The following is a 7,269-nucleotide window of genomic DNA, read 5'->3' as shown; positions in this document are numbered from 1 at the left end:
ACACGCCGCCCTTTTGCTGGCTGGAAAGCGGGGTACGGCTCAACCGCGGGCCGATGACCTATGTCGCTGTGTCGAAGGCAACGGCTCACATGTGGAGCCACGTGGCGAAAACGGATCATATCATTCCCAACGGCATCGACCTGACGCATTTTCCCTATCAACCGGTCGCGAGCGAGACACCTTATCTCGTCTGGTATGGCCGGATCGTCCCGGAAAAGGGGCTGGACTATGCGATCGATGCGGCCCGCCTTGCCGGACTGCCGTTGCGTATCGCTGGCCCCATCTCGAACCAGAGCTATTTCGACGAGGCCGTCGCGCCTCGACTGGGAGCGAATGTCGAATATGTCGGCCATCTTTATCATCGCGAACTCGCCCAACTCGTGGGCGGGGCGATCGCCGCGCTGTGCACGCCGCGCTGGGAAGAGCCTTATGGCCTGGTCGTGGCGGAGGCGTTGGCTTGCGGCACCCCCGTGGCCGCGTTCCGGCGCGGCGGCGTGCCTGCGCTGTTGACCGAAGAGTGCGGCGTTCTTGCAAAGCCCGACGATGTCGCGTCGCTCGCCTCTGCGGCGCTCGCAGCGTCGGGGCTGAGCCGCAGCGCGTGCAGGGCACATGCGGAGCGATATTGCGACGCGCAGCGCATGGTCGACGAGTATGAAGCTGTATATCGAAGGCTCGTTGCCCTCCCGGCTCTCGCCGCCGAGCCAGAGACCGCACCGCTCATTGCCAGCGTTGCATGACCCCCGCTGTCTGCGTCTGCATACCGGCCCGAAATGAGGCTGAGCATATCGGCCGCTTGATTGACGCCTTGGCGCAGCAAACTGTTCAAACCTTCGCTGTCGCTATCTGCGTGAACAATAGTAGCGATGCCACGCACGCAACAGCGGTAGACGCCATGCTTCGATCCCACGCGGCGTTCGATCTTCACATCGTCCAGCGCGTGTTCGAGCCCGCGCGGGCCCATGCCGGATCCGCCCGCCGCGCCGCGATGGACATGGGCGCTGATCTTATCTCGTCCGAAGGCATGCTGCTTTCCACAGACGCCGACTGTCGACCGCCTCTGGACTGGGTGGAGACCAATTTAAGGCACTTTTCCGCCGATCGGATCATTGGCGGCCGCATCGAGCTTGACGAGCTTGAGGCGGAAACGGCGCCGGGCATTTTCTTGCTACGCCGCCGGTTCGATGCCTATTGGCGGGCGGTGCGTGCGATCGAGGACGCCATCGATCCGGTCCCCTGGGATAGGCCGCCCCGGCACGGCGATCATACAGGGGCAAGCCTTGCCCTATCGGTCGAGCTTTATCGCCAAGCCGGCGGCGTACCGCTCCTGTCCTCCGGCGAGGATCGCGCCCTGGTCGAAGCCGCATGTGGTGCAGGCGGCAAACTGATCCACCCCTACGCCGTATGGACCCGCGCATCCGCCCGAACCGCCGGCCGCGCCAGTGGCGGCATGGCAGCGGACATGCAGCAATGGATGGACTACGTCGCAAAAGAGAAGAATCCCATGGTTCCCGCTCTATCGCACTGGGAGGAGCGCGCCCGCTGGCGGCTATGGGCCAAGGGAGAGATGAGCGCCGCCGATTGCCTGATCGCAGAACGCGCGCTTGCGCCTATGCCCTGCGACATGCCGCTGCCCACCCTGGAAGACATCGGTTGAGCCGCCCGATCGGATATTATATCCATCATCATGGCCACGGCCATCGCCAGCGCGCGATCGCGATCGGGCAATCGCTCGACGATGTCATGCTGATGGGGACCGGTCTTGCCGGCCGGACCGGAAACCTTCCCTTCCTGGACCTGCCCGACGATCGTCTGGACGCAAGTTTCGCGGGTATCGACCACGCCGATCGTCCGGCCTCCTTGCATTATGCGCCGCTGGATCATGAAGGCATCCGTCAGCGTATCAGACGGATGGCAGGCTGGATCGCCGAGGCACGTCCGCGCCTGATGGTGGTGGATGTGTCGGCCGAAGTGGCGATGCTGGCACGACTTGCCTCGGTGCCGACGGTTTATGTTCGGTTGAGCGGGAAACGGCTGGATCCAGCCCATCTGGACGCATTTCGTGGGGCTACGGGGCTGCTTGCGCCGTTCCACGAAGCCATGGACGATGACGACATACCGATCTGGATCCGCGAGAAAACTTTCCATGCGCCGGGCATCATCCGGTCGGATCCACACTATGCGCCCGGCGGGGATAGCACCGTGCTGGTCGTTGTGGGCCGCGGGGGCGGCATCTCCGACGGAGAGCGATGGGCCGCCGCAGCCAGAGCCACGCCCGCATGGCGATGGCGCGTCATAGGGCCCTGCACCATGCCCTGCGACATGCCCGATAATCTCGAATTGCGGGGGTGGGTCGATGACGCGGACGCGCAGATTGCGACTGCCGGGGTGGTCATCGGCGGCGCCGGCGATGGCGTCGTCAGCGCCGTACTATCGGCGCGCCGGCCTTACATCTGTCTACCCGAACCACGGCCCTTCGACGAGCAGATGTCCAAGGCCAACAGCCTGGCTGCCGTGGGCGGTGCGATCCTGTGCCGCGAGCCACCTCATCCGCGGGAGTGGTCCGACCTCATCGATCGGGCGATCGCGCAAAATCAGCAGTGGCCCACTTGCCTGACCGGGGAGAGCGGGCCGCAACGGGTGGCGGAGTGGTTGAACAGCCTTTCTGTCGCTGCCATGGAACATAAAGGTGGTATCGCATGATCCTGGACCAACACGAGCGGGTCATGGAGACGACGGCGGACATCGTCGATCGCCTTGCAACGCTGGGCGCGGGCTACGACGCGGCCCCCAATTTCCCGTGTGATAGCCTAGCGGTTCTGGTGGAGAGCGGTCATCATCGCAGGTTCGCCCCCGAAGCATGCGGAGGGGTTCGCTTTGAAAATGAAGCGGCGCGCGCATGCGCTATGGCGAAGACCTTGCGCGAGGTGGGACGGGGCGACCTTAGTATCGGACGGCTCTACGAAGGGCATGTCAATGCGATGTCGCTGTTCGACTGGTACGGGACGCGCGATCAGCAAGACTGGTTGACCCAGGTTCTGGATCGCGGCGCATGGTTCGGGGTGTGGGCCACCGAGCCTTCCCCCGGCGTACGGATAGTCGGCGGAGCGGCCATGTCTCTTGTCGGCCAGAAGATGTTCGCAAGCGGGGCGGGCGGGCTCGACTATACGCTGGTCACTGCCGCCGGCGAAGGCACCGACCGGCGCCTGGTGATCGTCCCCGCCAACGAGCAGGCCCGAACGGACCTGTCGGGATGGCGAGTCCGGGGGATGCGCGCGAGCGTGAGCGGTCGCTATCTGCTCGACGCAATAGCCGTCGAACCGCGCATGCTGCTGGGCCAACCGGGCGACTATGACCGTGATCCTCGTTTTACGGCCGGAGCCTGGCGCTTCTGCGCGGCGCAACTGGGTGGCATCGAGGCCCTGGTCGCGGAAATCCGATCGACCATGGGCGATGCGGGTTGCAACGAGCCGCAGCAGCGGGCACGGTTTGCCGATGCGGTCGTTGCGGTGCGCACCGCAGGTTTCTGGGTCGATGAAGCAGCACGGCGCTTTGCGTCAGGTCATGACGATGCCGTCGCCGTTGCGCGCCTGACCCGCGGGGTCGTCGAAAATGCAGGCTTTGCCGTGATGGAGGCCGCAGCCCGGATATTGGGGACGCGCAGTGCATTCGATGGGGAACGGGCGGACAAGATCATTCGCGATCTCTCCCTCTATCTGCGCCAAGCGGGACCCGATCATGCGCGGGACGAGGCCGCCCAAATGCTTCTGGATCACGACATCTGGGACGAGAGTGACCGACTATGGTGAAGGGCGAGCCTCTGGTACAAAGCCGATGGGCATCGGCGCGCTGGCTCGTCCTAGCTCCCCACCCCGACGACGAGACATTGGGGGCGGGCGCGCTGATCGCGCATTGCGCCGCGCAAGACCGGCTCGGTATGATCGCATTTCTGACCGATGGCACGGGCTCGCATCTCGAAACTACGCCGCGCGTCGCTGTGACCAGACGCAAAGAAGCCCGCCACGCACTCGGCAGGCTGGGCGCCCAAGCGGTCCCGACGATCTGGATGGGGTGGCGCGACGCGCATCCCCATCCGATTGACAGCAATCCGTTCATGCGGGAGGCCGGTCGGCTCGCGGCGCTGCTGCGCTGGCGCCGGATCGATGCGATCGCCGTTTCCGACCATAGCGAGGCGCATTGCGACCATGTCGCGGCCTTCAGACTGGCCGAGGCCGCTGTGCACAGGGCGAAGCGCCCGGTCGCTCTGTTTGCCTATCATGTCTGGGGTGAGGCGCCGCGCCTGGCGCGACATATCGCCACGCCGGCCATGCCCGTCGGACAGCGGCGTCAGGCCCTGCTCGCCCATCGAAGCCAGATTTCGCCGGTGATGGGCGATGGATTTCGGCTTCCGCGCGAAAAGCGCCGCATGGCCGCGCGAGACGTGCTGACATTGAGAAGGGATTGCCGATGACCCGCTCGAGCCTGGACGCACAATATTTCGACGACATTTTCGGATCGGATGACGACCCATGGGATCTGGCGTCGAGCGCGTATGAAGCCGCCAAATTTGCCCACACCCATGATGTGCTGCCCGACCGACGGTATGCGCGCGCCCTCGAGATCGGCTGCGCGCATGGCGTTCTGACGGGCTATCTCGCACCCCTGTGCGACAGCCTTCTTGCCGTGGACATCAGCGCGAAGGCGTTGGCGCAGGCGAGGGCGCGCCTGGGCGATCAGCCCGGCGTCAGGCTGGCGCACATGGCGTTCCCGCAGGAGGCCCCCGAAGCCAAGGACTTCGATCTGGTGGTGCTGTCTGAGGTGACCTATTATTGGGATCTGGCCGATCTGGATCGTGCTGGCAAATGGCTGCGCGATCATGTTGTGCCCGGCGGCAGGGTCATCCTGGTCCATTACACCGCGCAAACCGATTATCCGCAAAGCGGGGATGCGGCGGTCGAGACCTTGTGGTTCGACATGGCCCAGAAATTCGATGTGGAACTGGCCGAGCGCCGAGATACCTACCGGCTCGACCTGTGGACGCGTCGCTGATGGGCATATCGGTCCTTACCATCGTTCGTAACCGCAGCGCGCATCTGGCGCAGCTTGTCGAGGGCCTGCGCAGAAGCGATCGACAACCCGATGAACTGATCATCGTGGATATGAGTGACGAGCCGGTCGAGGTCGGCGCAGCAAGCTTTCCCGTTCGCATCGATCGGTTCGAGACCCAAGGGCTCCCCCTGGCGGCCGCCCGCAACCGGGCCGCATCCCTGGCCCGGCATGAGATGCTGATCTTCCTTGATGTCGATTGCATTCCTCTGCGCGCGTGCGTCGGCCTGCTGGCCGATACCCTCAGCGAGCACGATAGCCTGCTGTGCGCCGATGTTCGTTATCTTGGCCCCGACGATGCGCGCGGAAGCTGGCAGGAGTGCGACCTGCTTGAACGCGGGCGGGCGCACCCTGTGCGCTCATTTCCTGCCCGCGGCGTGCGCGAGGAGAGCAATGCCGGGCTGTTCTGGTCGCTGGCCTTTGCGCTGCGCCGATCAAGCTTTGCGGCGTTGGGCGGCTTCGATGAGGCGTTCACGGGCTATGGCGCGGAGGACACCGACTTTGGTTTCAGGGCTGTCGCTGCCGGCTTCAGGCTGCTGTTCGTCGGACAGGCCATCGCCTGCCACCAATATCATGAAAGCTATGAACCGCCCGTGCAGCACGTGTCCGATATTGTTCGCAATGCAAAGACATTTCACGCACACTGGAAACGATGGCCGATGGAAGGCTGGCTGCGCGATTTCGAACGGCTTGGACTTGTGCGGTGGCGCGGCAGCACCCTGGAGCTTGTGCGCCTGCCTACTGCAAGCGAAATCTGTGCTTTGCGCGTTGAATAGGCATCTTGATGCGGGCCGATGAGAATGTTCAGTCGAACGGCGCAGTCTGGAAGGAAGATGCAGACAGCCGACAATGATACCACACATGAGGCAGGAGCCAGTCGATGACCGCCATGTACACCGCGTGGATGAAAGCCGGATTCGATTTCTGGATGCTGGGCGCCGAAGCCGAGACAGTCATGACGATGAGGCTTGCCAAGATCGCCGCAGGCGAAGACGATGGAAGCGTCGAAGCGGAATTGATGGTCTCAGAAAAAGTCCGCGCCATGATCGGACTGCAGACCAAGATGATGACCGGTGCCCTTGATACGACGCCATTGAGCAAAACACGCGGCACCCTGAAGCATTATCGCCAGAAGGTGGCGGCAAATGACAGGAGATTACGCCGGTCGCGATAAGCGATCTTCGCGGAACGCCATCGGATCGTGCTAGCCTGTCGCGTTGCCGACCGATAAACCTGCACTTGCAGGCTATGGGCGATCGTCGATCGGCTTGGGGATCGCGATGCCGAGCTTCTTACGGCCCTTGCCAGTGGCGTTCGTCGCCGGAGCCTGTTCGCCAGCCTTTCTCCCCAGCCCTAACGCCTTGGCCAATGTGCTCCGCCGTTCCCGATAGTTCGGCGCGACCATCGGGTAGTCCTTCGGAAGGCCCCATTTTACACGATAGGCTTTGGGCTTCAGCTGATAATGGGTCGCCAGATGGCGCTTGAGCAGCGTCAGCTTCTTGCCATCTTCCAGACACACCAGATAGTCTGGCATGATCGACCGGCGGATCTGAACGGCCGGTTGCAACTTGGCAGTTTCGGACACGGAAGGCGTTGTCCCGGCCTGATCCAGCGCTCCATAGACCGCCTCGATGAGTACCGGCAGGTCGGAGGGAGACACGGAATTGTTCGACACATGGGCCGACACGATATCGGCGGTCAGTGTGACAAGAAGATCGTCGGCCAATCTGTTCTCCGTTGTTAGGGCCCTAAGGCAGCAGCGGCCATCGACCGGCCCGGCCTTCATATTGCGGATCACGCTACCTGCAAGAGCGACATGCGTCGTTCAACATGCAGGGGAAATGCGCGTTCGGCGCGCAGTCTAGCTCTGAGAGCGAATGGTCTCGCACAGGGGGCCATAGCGAGGCCGAGCGACGTCCCGGAGGGCGCCGGATGACCATCACCATCCCGGCGCGGCGCGGCCCGGAAAAGGGAAGGGGGATCGGAATTGTGATGCTGCCGAAGGGGCAGCTTTCACAGGAGCATACCCTCATGTCCGATCTCTTCGCCGCCGCCGGCGCATCCGACCGCCTTGCTGCCCAGGCCCTGCTTCTCCTGCTGCGCAGGGGGGCGCCCATCACCCGCCGCCAGCTCAACGAAGCGATGACGAGCGCCTTTGGCGGCAGC

10 protein-coding genes are annotated in these 7,269 nt (G+C 63.8%); 9 read left to right on the top strand and 1 reads right to left on the bottom strand.

The genetic code is table 11. From position 1 onward, the window contains the following. The 8 genes from RT424_RS23215 to RT424_RS23180 form a co-directional block, all read left to right on the top strand. A partial coding sequence (locus RT424_RS23215) for a glycosyltransferase (protein WP_313443071.1) occupies positions 1 to 737 on the top strand: 737 nt, incomplete at its 5' end. Beyond that, positions 734 to 1,654 (top strand): glycosyltransferase, encoded by a 921-nt coding sequence (locus tag RT424_RS23210; protein WP_036529386.1) that lies wholly within the window; start codon positions 734 to 736, stop codon positions 1,652 to 1,654. The genes RT424_RS23215 and RT424_RS23210, both read left to right, overlap by 4 nt. After that, the gene (locus RT424_RS23205) at positions 1,651 to 2,700 is read left to right on the top strand and encodes a glycosyl transferase (protein WP_036529387.1); all 1,050 of its coding nucleotides are present in this window, start codon (positions 1,651 to 1,653) and stop codon (positions 2,698 to 2,700) included. Before RT424_RS23210 ends, RT424_RS23205 begins: the two co-directional genes overlap by 4 nt. Further along, positions 2,697 to 3,806: an acyl-CoA dehydrogenase gene (locus RT424_RS23200; RefSeq protein ID WP_313443067.1), complete on the top strand. Its 1,110-nt coding sequence runs from the start codon at positions 2,697 to 2,699 to the stop codon at positions 3,804 to 3,806. The genes RT424_RS23205 and RT424_RS23200 overlap by 4 nt, the downstream gene beginning before the upstream one ends. Then, the gene (locus RT424_RS23195; RefSeq protein WP_313443065.1) at positions 3,800 to 4,468 is read left to right on the top strand and encodes a PIG-L deacetylase family protein; all 669 of its coding nucleotides are present in this window, start codon (positions 3,800 to 3,802) and stop codon (positions 4,466 to 4,468) included. The genes RT424_RS23200 and RT424_RS23195 overlap by 7 nt, the downstream gene beginning before the upstream one ends. After that, the gene (locus tag RT424_RS23190; protein WP_036529391.1) at positions 4,465 to 5,046 is read left to right on the top strand and encodes a class I SAM-dependent DNA methyltransferase; all 582 of its coding nucleotides are present in this window, start codon (positions 4,465 to 4,467) and stop codon (positions 5,044 to 5,046) included. Before RT424_RS23195 ends, RT424_RS23190 begins: the two co-directional genes overlap by 4 nt. Then, positions 5,046 to 5,879, top strand: coding sequence for a glycosyltransferase family 2 protein (locus tag RT424_RS23185; protein ID WP_036529425.1), 834 nt, complete (start codon positions 5,046 to 5,048; stop codon positions 5,877 to 5,879). The genes RT424_RS23190 and RT424_RS23185 overlap by 1 nt, the downstream gene beginning before the upstream one ends. Positions 5,880 to 5,983: 104 nt before the next feature. Beyond that, positions 5,984 to 6,277, top strand: coding sequence for a hypothetical protein (locus tag RT424_RS23180; RefSeq protein ID WP_313443061.1), 294 nt, complete (start codon positions 5,984 to 5,986; stop codon positions 6,275 to 6,277). A gap of 72 nt (positions 6,278 to 6,349) precedes the next feature. Here RT424_RS23180 and RT424_RS23175 read toward each other — a convergent pair whose 3' ends face one another. Beyond that, the gene (locus RT424_RS23175; protein ID WP_313443059.1) at positions 6,350 to 6,829 is read right to left on the bottom strand and encodes a MucR family transcriptional regulator; all 480 of its coding nucleotides are present in this window, start codon (positions 6,827 to 6,829) and stop codon (positions 6,350 to 6,352) included. 206 nt (positions 6,830 to 7,035) lie between these two features. Between RT424_RS23175 and RT424_RS23170 the strand changes: the two genes are divergently transcribed. Beyond that, on the top strand, positions 7,036 to 7,269 hold a 234-nt coding region (locus RT424_RS23170; protein ID WP_313443057.1), incomplete at its 3' end, for a hypothetical protein.

It is taken from the genome of Novosphingobium sp. (assembly GCF_032093395.1).
In the GTDB taxonomy this organism is placed as follows: Bacteria; Pseudomonadota; Alphaproteobacteria; order Sphingomonadales; family Sphingomonadaceae; genus Novosphingobium.
The sequence above is the reverse complement of the archived record's forward strand: the minus strand, read 5'-3'. Positions and strand labels throughout refer to the sequence as shown.